Annotated in this window: 19 protein-coding genes; 17 read left to right on the forward strand and 2 right to left on the reverse strand. The window is 71.7% G+C overall.

Annotated elements, in window-relative coordinates; translation table 11 throughout:
- Nucleotides 1-110: 110 nt before the first annotated feature.
- The gene (locus IEZ01_RS08135; RefSeq protein ID WP_189200709.1) at nucleotides 111-1,052 is read right to left on the reverse strand and encodes a carbohydrate kinase family protein; all 942 of its coding nucleotides are present in this window, start codon (nucleotides 1,050-1,052) and stop codon (nucleotides 111-113) included.
- 158 nt (nucleotides 1,053-1,210) lie between these two features.
- On the opposite strand from IEZ01_RS08135, the gene IEZ01_RS08140 reads away from it, so the two are divergent.
- A complete protein-coding gene (locus IEZ01_RS08140; protein WP_019885355.1) occupies nucleotides 1,211-1,639 on the forward strand; it encodes a Rieske (2Fe-2S) protein in 429 nt (142 codons plus the stop codon).
- A gap of 70 nt (nucleotides 1,640-1,709) precedes the next feature.
- Here the strand turns inward: IEZ01_RS08140 and IEZ01_RS08145 are convergent, their stop codons facing one another.
- Nucleotides 1,710-2,636 (reverse strand): hypothetical protein, encoded by a 927-nt coding sequence (locus IEZ01_RS08145; protein WP_019885354.1) that lies wholly within the window; start codon nucleotides 2,634-2,636, stop codon nucleotides 1,710-1,712.
- A 274-nt stretch (nucleotides 2,637-2,910) separates the two neighbouring features.
- Between IEZ01_RS08145 and IEZ01_RS08150 the strand changes: the two genes are divergently transcribed.
- The 16 genes from IEZ01_RS08150 to IEZ01_RS08225 form a co-directional block, all read left to right on the forward strand.
- Complete coding sequence (locus IEZ01_RS08150) at nucleotides 2,911-3,561, forward strand: papain-like cysteine protease family protein (RefSeq protein WP_189200711.1); 651 nt, start codon at nucleotides 2,911-2,913, stop codon at nucleotides 3,559-3,561.
- Nucleotides 3,562-3,566: 5 nt separating this feature from the next.
- Nucleotides 3,567-4,400, forward strand: a complete 834-nt coding sequence (locus IEZ01_RS08155; RefSeq protein ID WP_019885352.1) for a hypothetical protein — start codon at nucleotides 3,567-3,569, stop codon at nucleotides 4,398-4,400.
- 215 nt (nucleotides 4,401-4,615) lie between these two features.
- Nucleotides 4,616-6,667 (forward strand): excinuclease ABC subunit UvrC, encoded by a 2,052-nt coding sequence (gene uvrC, locus IEZ01_RS08160; RefSeq protein ID WP_189200713.1) that lies wholly within the window; start codon nucleotides 4,616-4,618, stop codon nucleotides 6,665-6,667.
- Nucleotides 6,664-7,602, forward strand: coding sequence for an RNase adapter RapZ (rapZ, locus tag IEZ01_RS08165; RefSeq protein ID WP_028797400.1), 939 nt, complete (start codon nucleotides 6,664-6,666; stop codon nucleotides 7,600-7,602). Before uvrC ends, rapZ begins: the two co-directional genes overlap by 4 nt.
- Entirely contained in the window at nucleotides 7,599-8,621 is a 1,023-nt protein-coding gene (locus tag IEZ01_RS08170) for a gluconeogenesis factor YvcK family protein (protein ID WP_019885349.1), read from the forward strand. The genes rapZ and IEZ01_RS08170 overlap by 4 nt, the downstream gene beginning before the upstream one ends.
- Nucleotides 8,612-9,601 (forward strand): DNA-binding protein WhiA, encoded by a 990-nt coding sequence (whiA, locus tag IEZ01_RS08175; protein WP_019885348.1) that lies wholly within the window; start codon nucleotides 8,612-8,614, stop codon nucleotides 9,599-9,601. The genes IEZ01_RS08170 and whiA overlap by 10 nt, the downstream gene beginning before the upstream one ends.
- 164 nt (nucleotides 9,602-9,765) lie before the next feature.
- Nucleotides 9,766-12,723, forward strand: a complete 2,958-nt coding sequence (locus IEZ01_RS08180) for a M14 family metallopeptidase (RefSeq protein WP_189200715.1) — start codon at nucleotides 9,766-9,768, stop codon at nucleotides 12,721-12,723.
- A gap of 224 nt (nucleotides 12,724-12,947) precedes the next feature.
- The gene (gap, locus tag IEZ01_RS08185; RefSeq protein ID WP_189200717.1) at nucleotides 12,948-13,955 is read left to right on the forward strand and encodes a type I glyceraldehyde-3-phosphate dehydrogenase; all 1,008 of its coding nucleotides are present in this window, start codon (nucleotides 12,948-12,950) and stop codon (nucleotides 13,953-13,955) included.
- Nucleotides 13,956-14,069: 114 nt separating this feature from the next.
- A complete protein-coding gene (locus tag IEZ01_RS08190) occupies nucleotides 14,070-15,281 on the forward strand; it encodes a phosphoglycerate kinase (RefSeq protein ID WP_019885345.1) in 1,212 nt (403 codons plus the stop codon).
- Between the two features lie 6 nt (nucleotides 15,282-15,287).
- Nucleotides 15,288-16,064 carry a triose-phosphate isomerase gene (gene tpiA, locus IEZ01_RS08195; protein WP_019885344.1) on the forward strand — a complete coding sequence of 259 codons (777 nt, stop codon included), beginning with the start codon at nucleotides 15,288-15,290 and terminating at the stop codon, nucleotides 16,062-16,064.
- Between the two features lie 171 nt (nucleotides 16,065-16,235).
- Entirely contained in the window at nucleotides 16,236-16,466 is a 231-nt protein-coding gene (gene secG / locus IEZ01_RS08200) for a preprotein translocase subunit SecG (protein WP_019885343.1), read from the forward strand.
- A 110-nt stretch (nucleotides 16,467-16,576) separates the two neighbouring features.
- On the forward strand, nucleotides 16,577-16,912 hold the full coding sequence (locus tag IEZ01_RS08205) for an RNA polymerase-binding protein RbpA (protein ID WP_010352468.1): 336 nt from the start codon (nucleotides 16,577-16,579) through the stop codon (nucleotides 16,910-16,912).
- Nucleotides 16,913-17,257: 345 nt separating this feature from the next.
- Complete coding sequence (locus IEZ01_RS08210) at nucleotides 17,258-18,547, forward strand: MFS transporter (protein ID WP_189200719.1); 1,290 nt, start codon at nucleotides 17,258-17,260, stop codon at nucleotides 18,545-18,547.
- Nucleotides 18,534-20,186 carry a glucose-6-phosphate isomerase gene (gene pgi, locus IEZ01_RS08215; RefSeq protein WP_189200815.1) on the forward strand — a complete coding sequence of 551 codons (1,653 nt, stop codon included), beginning with the start codon at nucleotides 18,534-18,536 and terminating at the stop codon, nucleotides 20,184-20,186. The genes IEZ01_RS08210 and pgi overlap by 14 nt, the downstream gene beginning before the upstream one ends.
- 5 nt (nucleotides 20,187-20,191) lie before the next feature.
- Nucleotides 20,192-20,704 carry a PH domain-containing protein gene (locus IEZ01_RS08220; RefSeq protein WP_189200721.1) on the forward strand — a complete coding sequence of 171 codons (513 nt, stop codon included), beginning with the start codon at nucleotides 20,192-20,194 and terminating at the stop codon, nucleotides 20,702-20,704.
- A partial coding sequence (locus IEZ01_RS08225) for a PH domain-containing protein (protein ID WP_229832782.1) occupies nucleotides 20,701-21,729 on the forward strand: 1,029 nt, incomplete at its 3' end. The genes IEZ01_RS08220 and IEZ01_RS08225, both read left to right, overlap by 4 nt.

Consider the following 21,729-nt stretch of genomic DNA (forward strand, 5'->3'; position numbering starts at 1 on the left):
GAGCCGCCTTGGCGGGCGGTGGGCCTGAAGGCGCGAGGTTCGCGGGCCGTGGCCCCCCCGCAGGCGCCGCTCGCGCCTCCGCGCGGGCGCCGGGCCACCCCCGCCGCCCCTCAGGCCCGCTTCCCCGGGCGCCCCGCCCCAGCCGGTGCCACCCCCGCCACCCCCGCCAGCTCCGCCGCGTACGGCGGCTCCGCGCCCGGGCGGGTGCAGGTGAGGGCGGCGGCGTGGGAGGCGTAGGTCAGCAGGGAGGACCAGTCCGCGGCGGTCAAGGCGTCGAGGGGGCCGCCCGGGAGGCCGTGGAGCAGGGCCGCGTTCACGGTGTCGCCCGCGCCGATCGTGTCCGCGACGCGGACCGGCACCGCCGGGACCGAGACCGTCAGCCGGCGCGTGCACACCGTCAGGCCCGCGCCGCCCCGCGTCAGGACGACCGCCGACGGGCCCGCCGCCAGCCACTCCTGCGGCGTCCCGCCCAGCCACCGGGCATCGTCCTCGGAGAGCTTCAGCAGCGACACGTACGGCAGCCAGGCCGCGAACCGCTTCCGGTACGCCTCCGCGTCCCCGATCAGCCCCGCCCGCACGTTCGGGTCGAGCAGGGTGGACACCCCTCGCCGCGACTCCCGGCGCAGCAGCGCCTCGTACGCGCTCGCCCCCGGCTCCAGCGCCAGCGAGCACGTCCCGAAGGCCACCGCCCGTACGCCCTGCGGCAGCCGCTCCGGCAGCTCGAAGAGACGGTCGGCCGTTCCCTCCACGTAGAAGCCGTAGCCCGCCGAGCCGTCCGCGCCGACCGTGGCGAGCGCCAGCGTCGTCGGCTCGGGTCCCCGCTGGACGAGCGAGGTCCGTACGCCCGCCGAGCGCAGCCCCTCCATCAGGGCCTCGCCGAAGCCGTCCGTGGACACCCGGGAGCAGAAGGCCACCTCCGCGCCGAGCCGCCCGAGCGCGACCGCGGTGTTGTACGGCCCGCCGCCCCGCCGGGGGACCAGCGCCGCGAGCGGACCGGTCGCGGCCCCCTGCGGGACCAGGTCGATCAGGGACTCTCCGGCGACGACGATCACGCCCGCGAACGTAACCCATGGCGTTGCGTTCGCACACCCCCCTCGGCTCGCCCGGGCGCCGCCCCGCCCGCGCCACCGGCCACCCGCGCCGGTATCGTCGAGCAGGTCATTCGTCCCGCACCGTCCCGCATCGCACCGACCCGCACCATGGAGCGCTCATGTCCGGCCAGTCGCCCGCCCGCCGTACCGTGCTGAAAGGCGCCGCCCTCGCCGGAGCGGCCGGGCTCGGCGTGGCCGCCTGCTCCACGGAGTCCAAGCTGGGGCACGCCCAGACGCCGACCCCGACCGCGCCGGTCGCCCTCGGCGCCGCGGAGGAGGTCCCGGTCGGGGGCGCCAAGCTCTACCGCGAGCAGCGGGTGCTGGTGAGCTGCCCGGCGAAGGGCCAGTACAAGGCGTTCAGCGCGCAGTGCACCCACGCCGGCTGCGTCCTCGACAAGATCGAGAACAACGAGGGCAACTGCCCCTGCCACGGCAGCCGCTTCGACGTGACGACCGGCAAGGCGCTCAAGGGCCCGGCGACCGTGCCGCTCCCCGAGGTCCCGGTCAAGGTCGAGAACGGCAAGCTGATCGCCGGCCCCGACGCCTGACCAGGCCCGCGGCACCAGGCCCCGGCACCAGGGTCACGGTCAGGACCACCACCAGTCCCCTGACGCCAGGTCACTCCCAGTTCCACTCGATCCCCAGGATCCCCGGCCGTACCCCCTGCTCCACCAGATGCACCGTGCGGTGATGCCCGCTCAGCGTCAGATCGGCGCGGCCCCCGCGCGGCGCCCCCGCCGACGCCTGGGCGAACCGCCGGCACCGCACCGGCAGCGCCGCCTCGTCGAACCGCACCTGAAGCACGTACTGCCCGCCCGCGAAGCTGAAACCCCGGACGTACTCGGCGCTCGGCCCGCCCGTCGCGTCCTCGAAGCCGTAGCCGAACAGGTACGTCTCCCCGGCCCGCAGTCGGGCGTCGAACAGCAGCTCGGCGACGACCACCCCGGTCCCCTGATGCACCCGGACCCGCCCGGTGCGGCAGTTCTCGGTGGCCCGGACCGTCACCCGCGACGGGTCGCAGCCCGGGTCGCCGTGGTGGATGGCGATATAGCGGTCGATCCCGTCCCGGTGGGCGCGCACCACGTGCTGGGACTCGCGGCCCAGCAGCTCACGCCCCGCCCCGATCCGTACCCGCTCGTGGTGGCCGACCGTGTGCAGCCCGCCGTCCGTGGGCGACTCCAGCTCCGCGAGGAGCTGCTCGACCGCGCCGGACACCTCCACCAGCGAACGGTACGAGCGGGAGGCCGGCCGCTCCACCGTCCCGGCCGCCCCGCTCCCGGCCAGCAGCCGGATCAGCGAGTTGCCGGGCAGCTGGAGGACCTCCTCCAGGGCGCGTACGGCGCGCAGGGACTCGGGCCGCTGCGGCCGGCGGGCGCCCTGCTGCCAGTAACTGAGGCTCGTCACGCCCACCTTGACGCCGCGGTGCGCCAGATGGTGCTGGACCCGCTGGAGCGGCAGGCCCCGCACCGCGAGCGCGGTGCGCAGCGCCAGGTGGAAGGGTCCCGTGTGCAGGACCTGCGCCAGATCGGCCTCGCTGTTCCCCATCAGGACTCCTCCGGACTCCTCACAACTCCTCACCGCTTCCCGGGACTCCACGGTGAACGTTCACGACACGCCGCGCGCCCGCCCGCCGCGTCGGACGGACGCGCAGGTGGGCAGGGGCGGACCGTTCACACTCCGGCCTGACCGTTCACAGCTCCATGTCATCCCGCATTCAACCGTGTTGACCAGCTCACGACAACGATCGATGCTCCCACCAGCGTCCGGACGCGCTCCTCCAATCCCCACCCCCCACCCCCCGCCATTCGGGAGGAACGCGATGCGCAAGAGAACAGAACGACGCGGAGGGCTCTCCCTCACGGCGCTCGCCGCCGTGGCCCTCTTCGCCGTGCCGACCGCCACGGCAACCGCCGCACCGAGCCACGACCGTTCCGCGCAGACCGCCCAGAGCCAGGGCCGGTCCGCACAGAGCCAAGACCAGTCCGCCCTCGCCTCCAAGCGGCTCGGCATCACCATGCAGGCCCAGCAGAAGAGCAACTGGTGCTGGGCCGCCGCCGGCAACACCATCGCCACCTGGTTCGGCCGCGGCTACAGCCAGAACCAGTTCTGCAACGCCGCCTTCAACCGCCAGCAGGGCACCGAGTGCCCCAACAACCAGGCCACCCTCGGCCACGTCCAGACCGGCCTGCGCTGGGCGGGCATCAACGCCGGCTCGTACGTCAACGGCTGGCTGCGCTACTCCACCGTCCAGACCGAGATCAACAACAACCGGCCGATCGAGACTCGCATCCAGTGGTCCAGCGGCGGCGGCCACATGCACGTCGTCTACGGCTACGACGACGCCAACAGCTGGGTCTACTGGGGCGACCCCTGGCCCTCCAACGACCGCTACAACTGGGCCTCCCACGCCTGGTACGTCGACAACAACTCCTTCTCCTGGACCCACTCGCTCTACCGGATCGGGGCGTGAGTGCCATGACCCGACGCCTGATACCGGCCGCCGCCCTGACCGCGGCCCTCACCCCCGCACTGATCGGCCTGGCCTCCCCCCTGGCCCACGCGACCCCCGTCCCGACCACCCCGACAACTCCTGACCAGGCCGTCTCGGCCCCCGCCACCCTCGACACCCTCTCCCGCTTCTTCGCCCGCGACGGCGCGACGGCCCGCTCCGCCGTCCAGCCCCGAATCGAAGGCCGGTCCGTACCGGTGCGGTTCCTCTCCGCGGACTTCGTCGCGGGCCGGCCCGGCGCACCCGTCGCGAAGGTGGAGTTCCACGCCGCCAAGGCGGTCTCCGCCGACGGCCGCAAGGCCTCCCTGTGGACGGTGAAGAGGGCCGGCACCTGGCAGGTCGTGAACATCGCCACCGGCGACGACGAGACCCGCTACGCCGCCCAGGGCGCCCGCGCCCTGCCCGGCGGCATCGTCTTCCGCGAGCCGCAGATCGACGCCTGGTACGTCCACAAGGGCACCAAGATCCTCCCGCTCGACGAGGACGCCGTCCGCGCGATCGGCGCGAACGGCACCACCCTCGACCGGTACCACGCGCGCGTGGCCAAGGCGTACGGCGACAAGCTCCCCGGCTCGGCCTACGCGCGCGACGGCAAGGCCGGCGGCTACGACCGGCCCGCCCCCGCCCCCGCACCCGCCCCCGCCTCCGCATCCGTCCCGGTCACCGTGGCATCCGCCGCCCCCGATTCCGGCGGGTCCGCTGTGACCATCGCCTCGGCGACGGCGGGCGCCGGAGCCCTCACCGCCCTCGTCCTCATCACCACCACGGCCCTGCGCCGCCGCCGCACCCGACAGGAGTGACACCGCACCAGCCCCAGGGGTCCCTGGCGGGAGTGAGCCGCCCGCCAGGAGCCAGACCCCCGTGGTGAACGAACGCGCGACGCCCCGGCCGGGCCTGCACCACCCGGCCGGGGCGCCCGCCCGCCCCGCCCCCGACCGCGCCCAGGTCCGGCCAGGAGGCGCTCGAATCGGTCCGGGACCCCGCTCTGTCACTGCCCGCAAGTAGGGTGTGATGCATGGCAGACCCCTCCAGCTACCGCCCCAAGCCGGGACAGATCCCCGACTCCCCGGGGGTCTACAAATTCCGCGACGAGCACCGCCGGGTGATCTACGTCGGGAAGGCGAAGTCCCTGCGCCAGCGCCTCGCCAACTACTTCCAGGACCTGGCGGGTCTGCACCCGCGCACGCGCACCATGGTCACCACGGCCGCCTCCGTGGAGTGGACGGTGGTGTCCACCGAGGTCGAGGCGCTCCAGCTGGAGTACTCCTGGATCAAGGAGTTCGACCCCCGGTTCAACGTCAAGTACCGGGACGACAAGAGCTACCCGTACCTCGCGGTGACCATGAACGAGGACTTCCCGCGGGTGCAGGTGATGCGCGGCCACAAGAAGAAGGGCGTGCGCTACTTCGGGCCGTACGCCCACGCCTGGGCGATCCGCGAGACCGTCGACCTGATGCTGCGCGTCTTCCCCGTCCGTACGTGCTCCGCGGGGGTGTTCAAGAACGCCGCCCGCACCGGTCGCCCCTGCCTGCTCGGCTACATCGGCAAGTGCTCGGCCCCCTGCGTCGGCCGCGTCACCCCCGAGGAACACCGCGAACTGGCCGAGGACTTCTGCGACTTCATGACCGGCCGCACGGGCACGTACCTGCGCCGCCTGGAGAAGGACATGATGGCGGCGGCCGAGGGGATGGAGTACGAGCGCGCCGCCCGCCTCCGCGACGACATGGAGGCCCTGCGGCGGGCCATGGAGAAGAGCGCCGTCGTCCTCGCCGACGCCACCGACGCCGACCTGATCGCCGTCGCCGAGGACGAGCTCGAAGCGGCCGTGCAGATCTTCCACGTCCGCGGCGGGCGGGTGCGCGGCCAGCGCGGCTGGGTTACCGACAAGGTCGAGGCCGTCGACACGGCCGGCCTGGTCGAGCACGCCCTGCAGCAGCTGTACGGGGAGGAGACCGGCGACGCCGTCCCCAAGGAGGTCCTCGTCCCGGCCATCCCGGACGACGCCGACGCCGTCACCCAGTGGCTGGCCGGCCGCCGCGGCTCCCAGGTCTCCCTGCGCATCCCCCAGCGCGGCGACAAGAAGGACCTGATGGCCACCGTCGCCCGCAACGCCCAGCAGGCCCTCGTCCTGCACAAGACCAAGCGCGCCAGCGACCTCACCACTCGCTCCCGGGCCCTGGAGGAGATCGCCGACGCCCTGGAGCTGGAGTCGGCGCCGCTGCGCATCGAGTGCTTCGACATCTCCCACCTCCAGGGCGAGGACGTCGTCGCCTCCATGGTCGTCTTCGAGGACGGGCTGCCCCGCAAGAGCGAGTACCGCCGCTTCCAGATCAAGGGCTTCGAGGGCCAGGACGACGTCCGCTCCATGCACGAGGTCCTCACCCGCCGCTTCCGGCGCTACCTCGCGGAGAAGGAGAAGACGGGAGAGTGGGCCGTGCCCGCCGAAGGCGGTGAGGAGGCCGCCGAGGCCGCCCTGTCCGGCGAGGTCCCTGCGGAGGCCGCCGAGGCCGCCCTGTCCGGCGAGGTCCCCGCGGAGGACAACGGCCGGCCCAAGAGGTTCGCCTACCCGCCCCAGCTCGTCGTCGTCGACGGCGGCCAGCCGCAGGTCGCGGCCGCCCAGCGGGCCCTGGACGAGCTCGGCATCGACGACATCGCCGTCTGCGGCCTCGCCAAGCGTCTGGAGGAGGTCTGGCTGCCAGGCAACGACGACCCGGTCGTCCTGCCCCGCTCCAGCGAGGGCCTCTACCTCCTCCAGCGGGTCCGTGACACCGCTCACGACTTCGCCATCCGCTACCAGCGCACCAAGCGCCACAAGCGCCTGCGGGTCAGCCCCCTGGACGGGGTGCCGGGCCTCGGTGAGACCCGCAAGCAGGCGTTGATCAAGCATTTCGGCTCGGTGAAGCGGCTGCGGCAGGCGACAATCGAGCAGATCTGCGAGGTCCCGGGCATGGGCCGCAAGACCGCCGAGGCCGTGGCCGTGGCCCTCGCACAGGCGGCTCCGGCCGCACCCGCCGTGAACACGGCGACAGGAGAGATCATTGAAGACGACGGGGGAACGACAGCATGACCGAGTACGACCGAGAAGACGGAGCAGCACACGTGAGTACGGGCACGAAGGAGGCCGGTGAGGCCGCCGAGTCGGCCATCCCCGAGCTGGTAATCATCTCCGGCATGTCCGGCGCGGGCCGCAGCACGGCCGCCAAGTGCCTGGAGGACCTCGGCTGGTTCGTCGTCGACAACCTGCCGCCCGCGCTGATCCCCACCATGGTGGAGCTCGGCGCCCGCTCCCAGGGCAATGTCGCCCGGATCGCCGTCGTCGTCGACGTCCGCGGCCGGCGCTTCTTCGACAACCTCAGGGAATCCCTCGCCGACCTCGACGCCAAGCAGGTCACCCGCCGGATCGTCTTCCTGGAATCCTCCGACGAGGCCCTGGTCAGGCGCTTCGAGTCGGTCCGCCGCCCGCACCCCCTCCAGGGTGACGGCCGGATCACCGACGGTATCGCCGCCGAGCGCGACCTGCTGCGCGAGCTGCGCGGCGACGCCGACCTGGTCATCGACACCTCCAGTCTCAACGTCCACGAACTGCGCGCCAAGATGGACGCCCAGTTCGCCGGCGACGAGGAGCCGGAGCTGCGGGCCACCGTCATGTCCTTCGGGTTCAAGTACGGCCTGCCGGTCGACGCCGACCTCGTCGTCGACATGCGCTTCCTGCCCAACCCCCACTGGGTCCCCGAGCTGCGCCCCTTCACCGGCCTCAACGAAGAGGTGTCCAACTACGTCTTCAACCAGCCCGGCGCCAAGGAGTTCCTCGACCGCTACACCGAGCTCCTCCAGCTGATCGCCTCGGGCTACCGCCGCGAGGGCAAGCGGTACGTGACCATCGCCGTCGGCTGCACGGGCGGCAAGCACCGCTCCGTCGCCACGACCGAGAAGCTCGCCGCCCGTCTCGCCTCGGAAGGGGTCGAGACCGTCGTCGTCCACCGGGACATGGGGCGCGAGTGAAGCCTTACCGCCGGCGTACGAGCACCCTCTCGGTCCGTACGCTCCGCAGACGCGGCGCCCAGCCCAAGGTCGTCGCGCTCGGCGGCGGCATGGGCCTGTCGGCCTCGCTCGCCGCGCTGCGCCGTATCACCGGCGACCTGACCGCCGTGGTCACGGTCGCCGACGACGGGGGCTCCAGCGGCCGGCTCCGCGAGGAGCTCGGCGTGCTGCCCCCCGGCGACCTGCGCAAGGCCCTGGCCGCGCTCTGCGGCGACGACGACTGGGGCCAGACCTGGTCCCGCGTCATCCAGCACCGCTTCCAGTCCAAGGGCGACCTGCACGAGCACGCCGTCGGCAATCTGCTGATCGTCGCCCTGTGGGAACAGCTCGGCGACCACGTCCAGGCCCTGGACCTGGTCGGCAAGCTGCTCGGCGCGCACGGCCGGGTGCTGCCCATGTCCGCCGTGCCCCTGGAGCTCCAGGCCCTGGTCAAGGGACACGACCCGGCACGTCCGGAGGACGTGGACACCGTCCGCGGCCAGGCCACCGTCGCGCTCACCCCCGGCGAGGTGCAGTCCGTGCACCTCGTACCGAACGACCCGCCCGCCGTGCCGGAGGCCGTCGCCGCCGTCCTCGACGCCGACTGGGTGGTGCTCGGCCCCGGCTCCTGGTTCTCCTCGGTGATCCCGCACCTGCTCGTACCCGAGCTGCTGGACGCCCTCGTGGAGACCAAGGCCCGCCGGGTCCTCTCGCTCAACCTCGCGCCACAGCCCGGAGAAACCGAAGGGTTCTCTCCGCAGCGTCATTTGGAGGTTTTGGGGCGACACGCCCCTAAACTCGCCCTGGACGTGGTGCTCGCCGACGAGGCCGCCGTGCCCGACCGCGACTCCCTCGCCGACGCCGCCAAGCGGCTCGGTGCCGCGGTCGAGCTGGCGCCGGTCGCCCGACCCGATGGCGTTCCGAAGCACGATCCGGAGCTGTTGGCAGCCGCGTACGACCGTATTTTTCGGATGCATGGAAGGATCGGCCCATGGCGATGACGGCAGCGGTGAAGGACGAGATCTCCCGGCTCCCCGTCACCCGGACCTGCTGCAGAAAGGCGGAGGTCTCGTCGATCCTGCGGTTCGCGGGCGGGCTGCACCTCGTGAGCGGCCGGATCGTGATCGAGGCGGAACTGGACACCGCGATGGCCGCCCGGCGGCTGAAGCGGGACATCCTGGAGATCTTCGGCCACACCTCCGAGCTGATCGTGATGGCCCCCGGCGGGCTGCGCCGCGGCTCCCGCTTCGTCGTGCGGGTGGTGGCCGGCGGCGACCAGCTGGCGCGCCAGACCGGCCTGGTCGACGGCCGGGGCCGGCCGATCCGCGGGCTGCCCCCGCAGGTCGTCTCCGGGGCGACCTGCGACGCCGAGGCCGCCTGGCGTGGCGCGTTCCTGGCGCACGGCTCGCTGACCGAGCCGGGACGTTCCTCCTCCCTGGAGGTCACCTGCCCCGGACCCGAGGCCGCCCTCGCGCTGGTGGGCGCCGCCCGCAGGCTCTCCATCGCCGCGAAGGCCCGTGAGGTACGCGGCGTGGACCGGGTCGTCGTCCGCGACGGCGACGCGATCGGCGCCCTGCTGACCCGGCTCGGCGCGCACGAGTCGGTGCTGGCCTGGGAGGAGCGGCGGATGCGCCGCGAGGTCCGCGCCACCGCCAACCGGCTCGCCAACTTCGACGACGCCAATCTGCGCCGCTCGGCCCGCGCGGCGGTCGCCGCGGGCGCCCGGGTGCAGCGCGCCCTGGAGATCCTCGCCGACGAGGTGCCCGAGCACCTGGCGGCCGCGGGCCGGCTGCGGATGGAGCACAAGCAGGCCTCCCTGGAGGAGCTGGGCGCGCTCGCCGACCCGCCGCTGACCAAGGACGCCGTCGCCGGCCGGATCCGCCGTCTGCTGGCCATGGCCGACAAGCGCGCACAGGATCTCGGCATCCCCGGGACCGAGTCCAACCTCACCGAGGAGATGGACGACAGCCTCGTCGGCTGAGCCCTCCCACCGCCGCGCGACCGCTCAACTCCCGGCCGCCGACGCCTCCTTGAGGCGTCGGCGGCGGCATTCCGGTGGCCCGCCAGGCACTCTTGACATGATCATGGGCTGTCATGAGCCTGGCGTCTGTCCACTCTCGTGGCAGACAACAGCAAGGGGGGCTCATGAGACGCAGAGCGAGTTCGATCCTCGCCGCGGCTTCACTGCTGATCACCGCTCTGGCGGCGGCACCCACCGCCGGAGCCGACGACCGCCAAGGCGACACGGGCGGCGACGACGCCCTGGCCGTATGGCGCGCGCCCGTCGGCAAGGAACACGTACCTCTCCTGCTCGAAGCAGGCACCGACGGACACGAACTCACCGAGCAGGTGCCCGACCGGGGCACCGCCACGCTCGAGCTCCACCTCACCCACCGGCAGGCCCGGCAGCTGCGCGCCAAGGGCCTCGACCTCACCGAGCACACCCTCTCCGCCCAGGCCGCCCGCCGCGTCGCCGCCGCCGGAGACGGCGTCTTCCGCCCCTACGGCGGCCCCGGCGGCCTCAAGCAGGAGATCCTCGCCACCGCCCAGGCCCACCCCGGCCTCACCAAGGCCGTCTCCATCGGCAAGACCGTCAAGGGCCAGGACATCCTCGCCCTCAAGGTCAGCAAGGGCGCCAAGACCACCAAGGACGGCACCAAGCCGGCCACGCTCTACCTCTCCAACCAGCACGCCCGCGAGTGGATCACCCCCGAGATGACCCGGCGGCTGCTCCACCACTACCTCGCCCAGTACGGCAAGGACCCCCGCATCACCAAGATCGTCGACACCACCGAGCTGTGGTTCGTCCTCTCCGTCAACCCCGACGGCTACGACCACACCCACGCCTCCGGCGCCAACCGCCAGTGGCGCAAGAACCTCCGCGACAACAACGGCGACGGCCGCATCACCCCCGGCGACGGCGTCGACCTCAACCGTAACTTCTCCTACAAGTGGGGCTACGACAACGAGGGTTCGTCCCCCGACCCGGCCGACGAGACCTACCGCGGCACCGGCCCCATGTCCGAACCGGAGACCCGCGCCCTCGACGCCTTCCAAAAGCGCATCGGCTTCCAGTACGGCGTCAACTACCACTCCGCCGCACAGCTGATCCTCTACGGCGTCGGCTGGCAGGTCGCCACCGACACCCCCGACGACATCGCCCTCAAGGCTCTCGCCGGCACCCCGCAGAAGCCCGCCGTGCCCGGCTACCGCCCCCAGGTCTCCTCCGAGCTCTACACGACCAACGGCGAGGCCGACGGACACGCGGCCAACGTCAACGGGATGCAGATGTTCACCCCCGAGATGTCGACATGCGCCACCGCCTCCCGCATCGACCCCGACGACGCCTGGAACCCGGCCGACTGCGCCTCCGTGTTCACCTTCCCCGACGACGAGAAGCTGATCCAGCAGGAGTTCGCCAAGAACATCCCCTTCGCCCTCGCCGTCGCCGAGAGCTCCGCCCACCCCGACCGGCCCGTCTCCACCACCGGCATCGAGGCCCCCGACTTCACCCCCGACGCCTTCACCACCTCCTACGCGCGCGGTGGAGCCCAGGAAGTCGCCGTCACCGCCCGCAAGTCCCTGCGCCACAAGCAGCTGAAGTACCGCGTCAACGGCGGCCGCACCCACACCGCGGACCTCAAGGCCTGGATGGGCGGCGAAAGGTACGGAGGAGAGGACAACCTCTACTTCGACGAGTACCGCGCGCGCGTGAAGGGCGCCCGGCCCGGTGACACGGTCGAGGTCTGGTTCACCGGCCGCACCCGCGCCGGTACGACGAGCTCCTCCACCCCCTTCACGTACACCGTGGCTCAGCGGCCCCGCGGAGACGTCCTCGTCCTCGCCGAAGAAGGCGGCACCACCGCCGCCCGGCACACCGCCGCCTACACCAAGGCCCTCGCCGCCGCCGGCCGCACGGCCGCCGTCTGGGACACCGCCACCCAGGGCACCCCGCACCCCCTCGGCGTCCTCGACCACTTCCGTACCGTCGTCTGGTACACCGGCGCCGACCGCCCCTCCGGCGCCAACGTCCTCGCCGTACGCGACTACCTCAACGAGGGCGGCAAACTGATCAACGCCGGTGAGCAGTCCGGCGGACAGGCCCTCATCGGGCGCGCCGTCTCCAACGACTTCGCGCAGTACTACCTCGGCGCCTACCACCGCGCCGCACTGGCCTCTCCGCCGTCCTTCTCCGGCACCGGAAAGTTCGCCCGCACCACCGCCGCCCTGGGAGCCGCCGAAGGCAACCCGCTGGACAGCGCCGGCGCCTACACGATCACCTCCGACACCCTCACACCGGACGAGTTCCCCCACTTCGCCGCCGACTCGGCCGGCGACTACCCGGGCGTCCGCACCCCCTTCGAGCCGTACGACGGCACCTCCTTCGCCGCCGCCCGGCACACCGACAACGCCTGGATGCGGCTCACCCGCACGATCGACCTGACCGGCGTCGAGGCCTCCGCCAGGCCCAGCCTCCAGTTCCAGGTCAGCCACGACACCGAGGAGGGCTACGACAACCTCGTCGTCGAGGCCCGCACCGCCGGCCGGGACGACTGGACCACCCTCCCCGACGCCAACGGCGGCACCTCCGCCGCACCGCCCGCCGACTGCGCCGAGGGCTACTACGTCCGCGGCCACCCCTTCCTCGCCCGCTACCTGACCGTCGGCGAGGAGGCCTGCACCGCCACCGGCACCAGCGGCGCCTGGCACGCCTTCACGGGCGCCTCCAACGGCTGGCGCCAGGCCTCCATGGACCTGAGCGCCTACGCGGGCAAGAAGATCGAGGTCTCCCTTTCCTACATCTCCGACCCCGGCACCGGCGGTACGGGCGTCTTCGTCGACGGCGCCAAGCTGGTCGTCGGCGGCGCAGCCCAGGACACCGAGGGCTTCGAGACCTCCCTCGGCGCCTGGACCGTCCCCGGCGCCCCGGCCGGCAGCCCCGGCAACGCCGTCGACTGGGCCCGCTCCCAGGGGCTCTTCCACTCCCAGGCCGCCGTCACCACCCGCGACACCGTCCTCCTCGGCTTCGGCCTGGAGCACGTCGTGCGCGCGGAGGAGCGCGGAGCCCTGATCCGGAAGGCGCTCCGCGCCGTGCACGGCTGAGCGACCACCCGCACCTTTGATCACAGTCAGTGAACGGGATGAAAGACGCACAGTGGCTCGAACCCGTCGGTAGTTACGGGCCACGGCGCATTTCCAGGGTCTTCCGACCGCACACGATGTCACTCTGAGCCGACGGGAGAGGTAGGGTCGTAAGCGGTCGGGGACATCCCTAAAAGAATCTCGCCGGCGTCGAAACCCGGCGTACCTAACGAGGAGATCGGTTCGTGACGATCCGCGTAGGCATCAACGGCTTTGGCCGCATCGGTCGCAACTACTTCCGCGCGCTCCTTGAGCAGGGTGCCGACATCGAGATCGTGGCTGTCAATGACCTGGGTGACACCGCGACCACCGCTCACCTGCTGAAGTACGACACCATTCTGGGTCGCCTCAAGGCCGAGGTCACCCACACCGCCGACACCATCACCGTCGACGGCCACACCATCAAGGTGCTCTCCGAGCGCAACCCGGCCGACATCCCCTGGGGCGACCTGGGCGTCGACATCGTCATCGAGTCGACCGGCATCTTCACCAAGAAGGCGGACGCCGAGAAGCACATCGCAGGCGGCGCCAAGAAGGTCCTCATCTCGGCTCCGGCCAAGGACGAGGACATCACCATCGTCATGGGTGTGAACCAGGACAAGTACGACCCGGCCAACCACCACGTCATCTCCAACGCCTCCTGCACCACCAACTGCGTGGCGCCGATGGCGAAGGTGCTCGACGAGAACTTCGGCATCGTCAAGGGTCTGATGACCACGGTCCACGCCTACACCAACGACCAGCGCATCCTGGACTTCCCCCACTCCGACCTGCGCCGCGCCCGCGCCGCCGCGGAGAACATCATCCCGACCACGACGGGTGCCGCGAAGGCCACCGCTCTGGTCCTGCCGAAGCTCAAGGGCAAGCTGGACGGCATCGCCATGCGCGTCCCGGTCCCCACCGGCTCCGCCACCGACCTGGTCGTCCAGCTCGAGCGCGAGGTCACCAAGGACGAGGTCAACGCCGCGTTCAAGAAGGCCGCCGACGGCGAGCTCAAGGGCATCCTGTACTACACCGAGGACCCGATCGTCTCCTCGGACATCGTCAGCGACCCGGCCTCCTGCACCTTCGACTCCTCCCTGACCATGGTCCAGGAGGGCAACTCGGTGAAGATCCTCGGCTGGTACGACAACGAGTGGGGCTACTCCAACCGCCTCGTCGACCTGACCGTCTTCGTCGGCGGCCAGCTCTAAACCACCAGGGCGGGCACCTCGATGTGAGCCCAGGGCTCGGACAGCGCGATGATGCGCTGTACGAGCCCTGCGGCTTGTGTGGACCTTCTGAACCTTCAAGGAGTCACCAACCAGATGAAGACGATCGACGAACTTCTCGCGGAAGGCGTCACGGGCAAGCGCGTATTCGTCCGCGCCGACCTGAACGTGCCGCTCGAGGGCACCACCATCACCGACGACGGCCGTATCCGCGCCGTGGCGCCCACCGTCGCCAAGCTCGCCGAGGCCGGCGCCCGCGTGATCGTCGCCTCCCACCTGGGCCGCCCCAAGGGCGCCCCGGACCCGGCGTTCTCCCTCGCCCCGGCCGCCGCCCGGCTCGGCGAGATCCTCGGCGCCGACGTGGCCTTCGCGACCGACACCGTCGGCGAGTCCGCCAAGGCGACCGTCGCGGCCCTCACCGACGGCCAGGTCGCCGTCGTCGAGAACCTCCGCTTCAACGCCGGTGAGACCGCCAAGGACGACGCCGAGCGCGGCGCGTTCGCCGACCAGCTCGCCGAGCTCGCCGACGTGTACGTCGGCGACGGCTTCGGCGCGGTCCACCGCAAGCACGCCTCGGTCTTCGACCTGCCGGCCCGGCTGCCCCACGCCGCCGGCTACCTGATCGCCACCGAGGTCGGCGTCCTCAAGAAGCTCACCGACGACGTCCGCCGCCCGTACGTCGTCGTCCTCGGCGGCGCCAAGGTCTCCGACAAGCTCGGCGTCATCGACCACCTGCTGGAGAAGGCCGACCGCATCCTCGTCGGCGGCGGCATGGCGTACACCTTCCTCAAGGCCAAGGGCCACGAGGTCGGCATCTCGCTGCTCCAGGAGGACCAGATCCCCGCCTGCCTGGACTACCTCGCCCGCGCCGAGAAGCGCGGCGTGGAGTTCGTGCTCCCCCTCGACGTCATGGTCTCGGCCGAATTCCCCGACCTGAAGACCAAGGCCCCGGCCAACCCGGAGCTCGTCGCCTCGGACGCCATCCCGGCCGACAAGGAGGGCCTGGACATCGGCCCGAAGACGCGCGAACTGTACGCCGCCAAGCTCGCCGACGCGGGCACGGTGTTCTGGAACGGCCCCATGGGTGTCTTCGAGCACCCCGACTACGCCAACGGCACCAAGGCCGTGGCGCAGGCCCTGCTGGACTCCGACGGCTTCACCGTCGTCGGCGGTGGCGACTCTGCCGCCTCCGTCCGCATCCTGGGCTTCGACGAGAACGCATTCGGCCACATCTCGACCGGTGGCGGCGCCAGCCTCGAATACCTCGAGGGCAAGACGCTTCCCGGCCTCGCCGCACTGGAGGACTGACCTTTCATGACCACCCGCACCCCGCTGATGGCGGGCAACTGGAAGATGAACCTCAACCACCTCGAGGCCATCGCCCACGTCCAGAAGCTCGCCTTCGCGCTCGCCGACAAGGACTACGACGCCGTCGAGGTCGCCGTCCTGCCGCCCTTCACCGACCTGCGGTCCGTCCAGACCCTGGTCGACGGCGACAAGCTGAAGATCAAGTACGGCGCCCAGGACATCTCGGCGCAGGACTCCGGCGCGTACACCGGCGAGATCTCCGGCCTCATGCTCGCCAAGCTGAAGTGCACGTACGTGGCCGTCGGCCACAGCGAGCGCCGCCAGTACCACCACGAGACGGACGAGATCTGCAACGCCAAGGTCAAGGCCGCCTTCAAGCACGGCCTGACCCCGATCCTCTGCGTCGGCGAGGGCCTGGACGTCCGCAAGGCCGGCCAGCAGGTCCCGCACACCCTCGCCCAGCTCGACGGCGGCCTGAAGGACATCCCCGCCGAGCAGGCCGAGACCGTCGTCATCGCCTACGAGCCCGTGTGGGCCATCGGCACCGGCGAGGTCGCCACCCCCGAGGACGCCCAGGAGGTCTGCGGGGCGATCCGAGGCCGCCTCGCGGAGCTGTACTCGCAGGAGCTGGCCGACAAGGTCCGCATCCAGTACGGCGGCTCGGTCAAGGCGAACAACGTCGCCGCGATCATGGCCCAGCCGGACGTGGACGGCGCCCTGGTCGGCGGCGCGGCACTGGACGCCGACGAGTTCGTCAAGATCGTCCGCTTCCGCGACCAGTGATACCCACCGGTCGGTAGACCGGTGAGTATGCGGTAGGACGGATCCGTCGTACCCTTGCGGGGGCCTGTGGCACACGGCACCGGACGCGGCTCACGCCGCACGGCCGAGCCCGGGCCCCCGTCGTCCGTTCGAAGTCAGAGAATTGCCAGGAAGTAGGGTCCAGCCGTGGTTATGGGATTCTCGATCGCCCTGATCGTCTTCAGCGCGCTGCTGATGCTGCTGGTGCTGATGCACAAGGGAAAGGGCGGCGGTCTCTCCGACATGTTCGGTGGCGGCATGCAGTCGTCCGTCGGCGGTTCCTCGGTGGCCGAGCGCAACCTCGACCGCATCACCATCGTGGTCGGTCTGCTGTGGTTCGCGTGCATTATCGTACTTGCGCTGCTGATGAAGCTGGACAGCTGACCAGTAGCTTCCGCGTCCCGCGGCGGGGTGTAACTCCAATCACTGGACGCGCGTTGGGCCTTACGTAGACTGGGGCATCTTCGAGCACCATCACGCAGGGAGTTACGACCGTGGCAAGTGGCAACGCGATCCGGGGAAGCCGGGTCGGAGCGGGGCCGATGGGTGAGGCCGAGCGGGGCGAGTCCGCGCCGCGCCTGCGCATCTCCTTCTGGTGCTCGAACGGGCACGAGACGCAGCCTAGCTTCGCCAGCGACGCGCAGGTCCCCGACACCTGGGACTGCCCGCGCTGCGGCTTCCCCGCCGGACAGGACCGGGACAACCCACCCGCCCCGCCGCGCACCGAGCCGTACAAGACACACCTGGCATACGTGCGCGAGCGGCGCAGCGACGCCGACGGCGAGGCCATCCTCGCCGAGGCGCTCGCCAAACTGCGCGGCGAAATCTGAGAAGTGGACGAACGGGCCCTGCCCGCGAAGCGAATTCGCGGACAGGGCCCGTTCTCTTCCCGGCGGACGCGCTTGGCGGACGCCAGCCGCCAGCCGCCACACGCCGGACGTCGCCGCTGCCCTGCGGCAGCCCGCGCGTCCCTGGCGCGCGGCACCCCCCAGCCGCTGCCGCCGGCGTCTGAGCCGCACGGCGCGTTCCGGCACCGCTGCGGCGGCACGTGCGCCGCACCGGCGTCCCGGGCACGGGCGACCCGCCCCGCAGAGCCCCGCTCCGCCGACCCCGCGCCGTTGTCAGTGGCACCCCCTACCGTCGAGGGAGATCAACCGACCGCGCCGGGGGGCAGCATGGCGACAACACGGGCACCAGGCACCCAGGCCGCGCCCGCCTGGCGAGGCGGGTTCGGGCGGCTCTGGGGCGCGGCCGTCGTCTCCAGTTTCGGGGACTCGCTGCGCAAGACCGCCCTGCCCCTGCTCGCCGCGGCCCTCACCACCGACCCCCTCCTCATCGCCGCCGTCACCGCCTGCGGCCAACTGCCCTGGCTGCTCTTCGGACTCCTCGGCGGCACCCTCGCCGACCGCGTCGACCAACGCCGCGCCATGTGGGCCGTCGACGCCGTACGCGCCCTGCTCATGGGCGGCTTCGCCCTCGCCGTCGCCCTCGGGCACGCCTCCATTGCCCTGCTCCTGGCCGTCGCCTTCACCCTCACCACCCTCCAGACCCTCTTCGACAACGCCGCCACCGCCCTGCTGCCGTCCCTGGTGCCCACCGAGACCCTCGCCGGCGCCAACGCCCGCCTGATGACCGGCCAGCAGATCGCCGGCGGAATCCTCGCCGCCCCCCTCGTACCCGCACTGCTCCTCGCCGGCCCGGCCATGCCGTACGTCTCCGACGCCGCCACCTACCTCGTCGCCGCGCTCCTCATCGCCTCCCTGCGCACCGACCCACCCGCCCGGCCCCCACGCCCCGCGGGAGCCACCCTGCGCGCCGGCATGGCCGAAGGAATCCGCGCCCTGCGGCGCGACGACACCCTGCGCCGGCTCTGTACCGCCACCACCCTCTGCAACATCGGCATGGGCGCGCTGATCGCCACCCTCGTCCTGCACGTCACCGGCTGGCTCTCCGCCGGCAACACCGGCTACGCCGCCGCCCTCACCGCGTACGCCCTCGGCGGCGTCGCCGGCGGAGCTGTAGCCCGCAGGATCGCCCAACGCCTCGGCCGCATACGCACGGTGACGCTGGCCGGCGCCCTCCAGACCGGCTGCCTGCTGGCGATGGGCGCCGTCCAGGCGCTGTGGGTAACGATCGCGGCGATGGCGTTGTTCGGCTCCATGGGACTGGTGTGGAACGTCAACCAGGTGACGCTGATGCAGGAACGCAGCCCGGACGGGATGCTCGGCCGGATCAGCGCCGCCTTCCGCACGCTCGCCGTCGCCGGAGCGCCGCTCGGCGCCCTGGCGGCCGGCGCGGTGGCCGCGGCCTGGGGACCGAACACCCCCGCCCTGCTGGCGGCCGGGTGCTTCGCGCTCGCCGTCGCGTCGTTGACCCCGCTCGATCAATTAGGTTGGAGTGGCAGCGGGGCAAAGCAGACAGGTGAGAAAGAAGAAGTGGGCGATGTCCGAGATGAACACCGATAGCCGGGCCAGGCTCAACCAGACACCGGAGTGGGCCGCTCTCGGCAAACACCGGGAGCAGCTGGGCGACACCCATCTGCGGGACCTGTTCGCCGCCGACAAGGAGCGCGGCAGCCGATACACCCTCAGGGTCGGCGACCTATATCTCGACTACTCCAAGCACCTGGTGACCGACGAGACGCTCACGCTGCTGCGCGAGCTGGCCGCCGCCACCGACGTCGCCGGGCTACGGGACGCCATGTTCCGCGGCGAGAGGATCAACACCACCGAGAACCGCGCGGTCCTGCACACCGCGCTGCGCGCACCCCGGGACGCCGTGATCGAGGTCGACGGCGAGAACGTCGTCCCCGGCGTGCACGCCGTCCTCGACAAGATGGCCGCCTTCTCCGAGCGGGTCCGCTCCGGCACCTGGACCGGCCACACCGGAAAGCCCATCAAGAACATCGTCAACATCGGCATCGGCGGCTCCGATCTGGGCCCGGCGATGGCATACGAGGCACTGCGCTCCTTCACCCGCCGGGACCTGACGTTCCGTTTCGTCTCCAACGTCGACGGCGCCGACCTCCACGAGGCCGTCCACGACCTCGACCCGGCCGAGACGCTCTTCATCGTCGCCTCCAAGACCTTCACCACCATCGAGACCGTCACCAACGCCACCTCCGCCCGGACCTGGCTGCTCACCGGACTCGACGCCGGCCAGGAAGCCGTCGCCAAGCACTTCGTGGCCCTGTCCACCAACGCCGGCAAGGTCCAGGACTTCGGCATCGACACGGCCAACATGTTCGAGTTCTGGGACTGGGTCGGCGGCCGCTACTCCTTCGACTCCGCCATCGGCCTCTCCCTGATGATCGCCATCGGCCCGGACCGGTTCCGCGAGATGCTCGACGGCTTCCACCTCGTCGACGAGCACTTCCGCACCGCGCCGCCCGAGCAGAACGCGCCCCTCCTCCTCGGCCTCCTCGGCATCTGGTACGGCGCGTTCTTCGACGCCCAGTCCCATGCCGTACTGCCCTACTCCCACTACCTGTCCAAGTTCACCGCCTACCTCCAGCAGCTCGACATGGAGTCCAACGGCAAGTCGGTGGACCGCGACGGCAACCCGGTCGACTGGCAGACCGGCCCCGTCGTCTGGGGCACCCCCGGCACCAACGGCCAGCACGCCTACTACCAGTTGATCCACCAGGGCACCAAGGTCATCCCCGCCGACTTCATCGGCTTCGCCCGCCCCGTCGACGGCTTCCAGCCCGGCCTGGTCGCCCAGCACGACCTGCTCATGGCCAACTTCTTCGCCCAGACCCAGGCACTCGCCTTCGGCAAGACCCCCGAGGAGGTAGGCGCCGAGGGCGTCGCCGAGGAACTCGTGCCGCACAAGACGTTCCAGGGCAACCACCCCACCACCACCCTCCTCGCCGGCGAACTGACCCCCTCCGTCCTCGGCCAGCTCATTGCCCTCTACGAACACAAGGTCTTCGTCCAGGGCGCCGTCTGGAACATCGACTCCTTCGACCAGTGGGGCGTCGAACTCGGCAAGGTCCTCGCCAAGAAGATCGAACCGGTCCTGACCGAGGGCACCGGCGGCGACCAGCTCGACGGCTCCACCGCCACCCTCGCCGCCACCTACCGCGAACTGCGCGGCAGGTAGTCGCGATGACGGGGGAAGAAGCGGTGGAGGAGACCGTACGGCTCAGGCCGCCGCGGCACACCCTGAACGAACGGGCCGTCGGCTGGTGGCGGGTGCGGCTGCTGCTGAACACCGCCGCCCCGGTGGCCGTCCTCGCCGTCCTCGGCGCGTTCATCGGGCCCGCGCGGACCTGGCTGTACGTCTCCGCGACGGCCGTGGCCGTCATCGGCCTCGCCGCCACCGCCTTCTTCCCCCACTGGTGGTTCAAGGTCCACCGCTGGGAGGTCACCGACGACGCCGTCTACGTCCGCACGGGATACTTCCGGCAGGAATGGCGCATCGCCCCCATGTCCCGGATCCAGACCGTCGACACCGTCCGCGGCCCCCTCGAACAGACCTTCCGCCTCGCCACGGTCACCGTCACCACCGCCTCCGCCAAGGGCGCCGTGCGCATCGAGGGCCTCGATCACGAGACCGCCGCCGACCTCGCGGAGCGGCTCACCCGCATCACGCAGGCCACCCCCGGGGACGCCACATGACCCCCGCCGACGAGGACTGGCGGCGCCTCGACCGGCGTACCGTCCTCGTCACCGCCGCCGTCATGACCGGCGTCGCCGCCGGCGCCGCGCTCCCCGTCCTCCTCGCCCTCGCCGCCACCATGCCCCTGTGGCAGGCACTGCTGTGGGTCGCCGCCGGCGCCGCCCTCCTCGTCGGCCTCAGCGCCGCCGGCGACCACATCCGCTGGCGCCGCACCCGCTACCGCATCGGCCCCGAACGCGCCGAACTCCACACCGGACTCCTCCTCACCACCCGCCGTTCCCTGGCCCGCGAACGCATCCGCAGCGTCGACCTCGCCGCCAACCCCCTCCTGCGCGTCCTCGGCCTCGTCAAGGTCCGCATCGGCACCGGCGAACACACCGGCGGCGCGTCCACCCTCGAACTCGACCCCGTCACCAAGGCCGAAGGCGAACGGCTGCGCCGCCTCCTCCTCGGCCGGCAGGCCGCACCCGAACCCGGCCCCCACCACGGCACCCTCGCAGCCCTCGACCCCGCCTGGATCCGCTACGCCCCCGTCTCCTTCGTCGCCCCCCTCCTCGGCGGCGCCGCCGCCGGCGCGCTCATGCAGGTCAGCGAATGGTTCGGCGCCCAGCGCGACGTCATTCACTGGATAGGCGACCGCTTCCGCGACACACCCCTCGCCTGGACCATCGCCGCCCTGATCGCCGCCGCCCTGATCGCCGGCATCCTCGGCGCGCTCGGCCTGTGGATCGAGATGTGGTGGAACTACCGCCTGGAGCGGGAACCAGGCGGCACCCTGCGCGTACGGCGCGGACTGTTCACCGCCCGCTCCCTCTCCCTCGAAGAACGGCGGCTGCGCGGCGTCGAACTCGTCGAACCCCTCGGCGTACGGGCCTTCGGCGCCGCCCGCGTCGACGCCGTCGCCACCGGCATCGTCAAGGACGAGCAGGACCAGCACGCCGACCACAAAACGCTCCTGCCCGCAGCCCCACGGGCCACCGCCCACGACGTCGCCGCCCAGGTCCTGCGCGAACCCACCACACCC

It is taken from the genome of Streptomyces purpureus (assembly GCF_014648195.1).
Classification (GTDB): domain Bacteria; phylum Actinomycetota; class Actinomycetes; order Streptomycetales; family Streptomycetaceae; genus Streptomyces; species Streptomyces purpureus.

Coding starts and splice junctions, on each gene's coding strand:
- IEZ01_RS08140 (WP_019885355.1), top strand. CDS start 1,211: ATGTCCGGCCAGTCGCCCGCCCGCCGTACCGTGCTGAAAGGCGCCGCC.
- IEZ01_RS08145 (WP_019885354.1), bottom strand. CDS start 2,636: ATGGGGAACAGCGAGGCCGATCTGGCGCAGGTCCTGCACACGGGACCC.
- IEZ01_RS08150 (WP_189200711.1), top strand. CDS start 2,911: ATGCGCAAGAGAACAGAACGACGCGGAGGGCTCTCCCTCACGGCGCTC.
- IEZ01_RS08155 (WP_019885352.1), top strand. CDS start 3,567: ATGACCCGACGCCTGATACCGGCCGCCGCCCTGACCGCGGCCCTCACC.
- uvrC (WP_189200713.1), top strand. CDS start 4,616: ATGGCAGACCCCTCCAGCTACCGCCCCAAGCCGGGACAGATCCCCGAC.
- rapZ (WP_028797400.1), top strand. CDS start 6,664: ATGACCGAGTACGACCGAGAAGACGGAGCAGCACACGTGAGTACGGGC.
- whiA (WP_019885348.1), top strand. CDS start 8,612: ATGGCGATGACGGCAGCGGTGAAGGACGAGATCTCCCGGCTCCCCGTC.
- IEZ01_RS08180 (WP_189200715.1), top strand. CDS start 9,766: ATGAGACGCAGAGCGAGTTCGATCCTCGCCGCGGCTTCACTGCTGATC.
- IEZ01_RS08190 (WP_019885345.1), top strand. CDS start 14,070: ATGAAGACGATCGACGAACTTCTCGCGGAAGGCGTCACGGGCAAGCGC.
- tpiA (WP_019885344.1), top strand. CDS start 15,288: ATGACCACCCGCACCCCGCTGATGGCGGGCAACTGGAAGATGAACCTC.
- secG (WP_019885343.1), top strand. CDS start 16,236: ATGGGATTCTCGATCGCCCTGATCGTCTTCAGCGCGCTGCTGATGCTG.
- IEZ01_RS08210 (WP_189200719.1), top strand. CDS start 17,258: ATGGCGACAACACGGGCACCAGGCACCCAGGCCGCGCCCGCCTGGCGA.
- pgi (WP_189200815.1), top strand. CDS start 18,534: ATGAACACCGATAGCCGGGCCAGGCTCAACCAGACACCGGAGTGGGCC.
- IEZ01_RS08220 (WP_189200721.1), top strand. CDS start 20,192: ATGACGGGGGAAGAAGCGGTGGAGGAGACCGTACGGCTCAGGCCGCCG.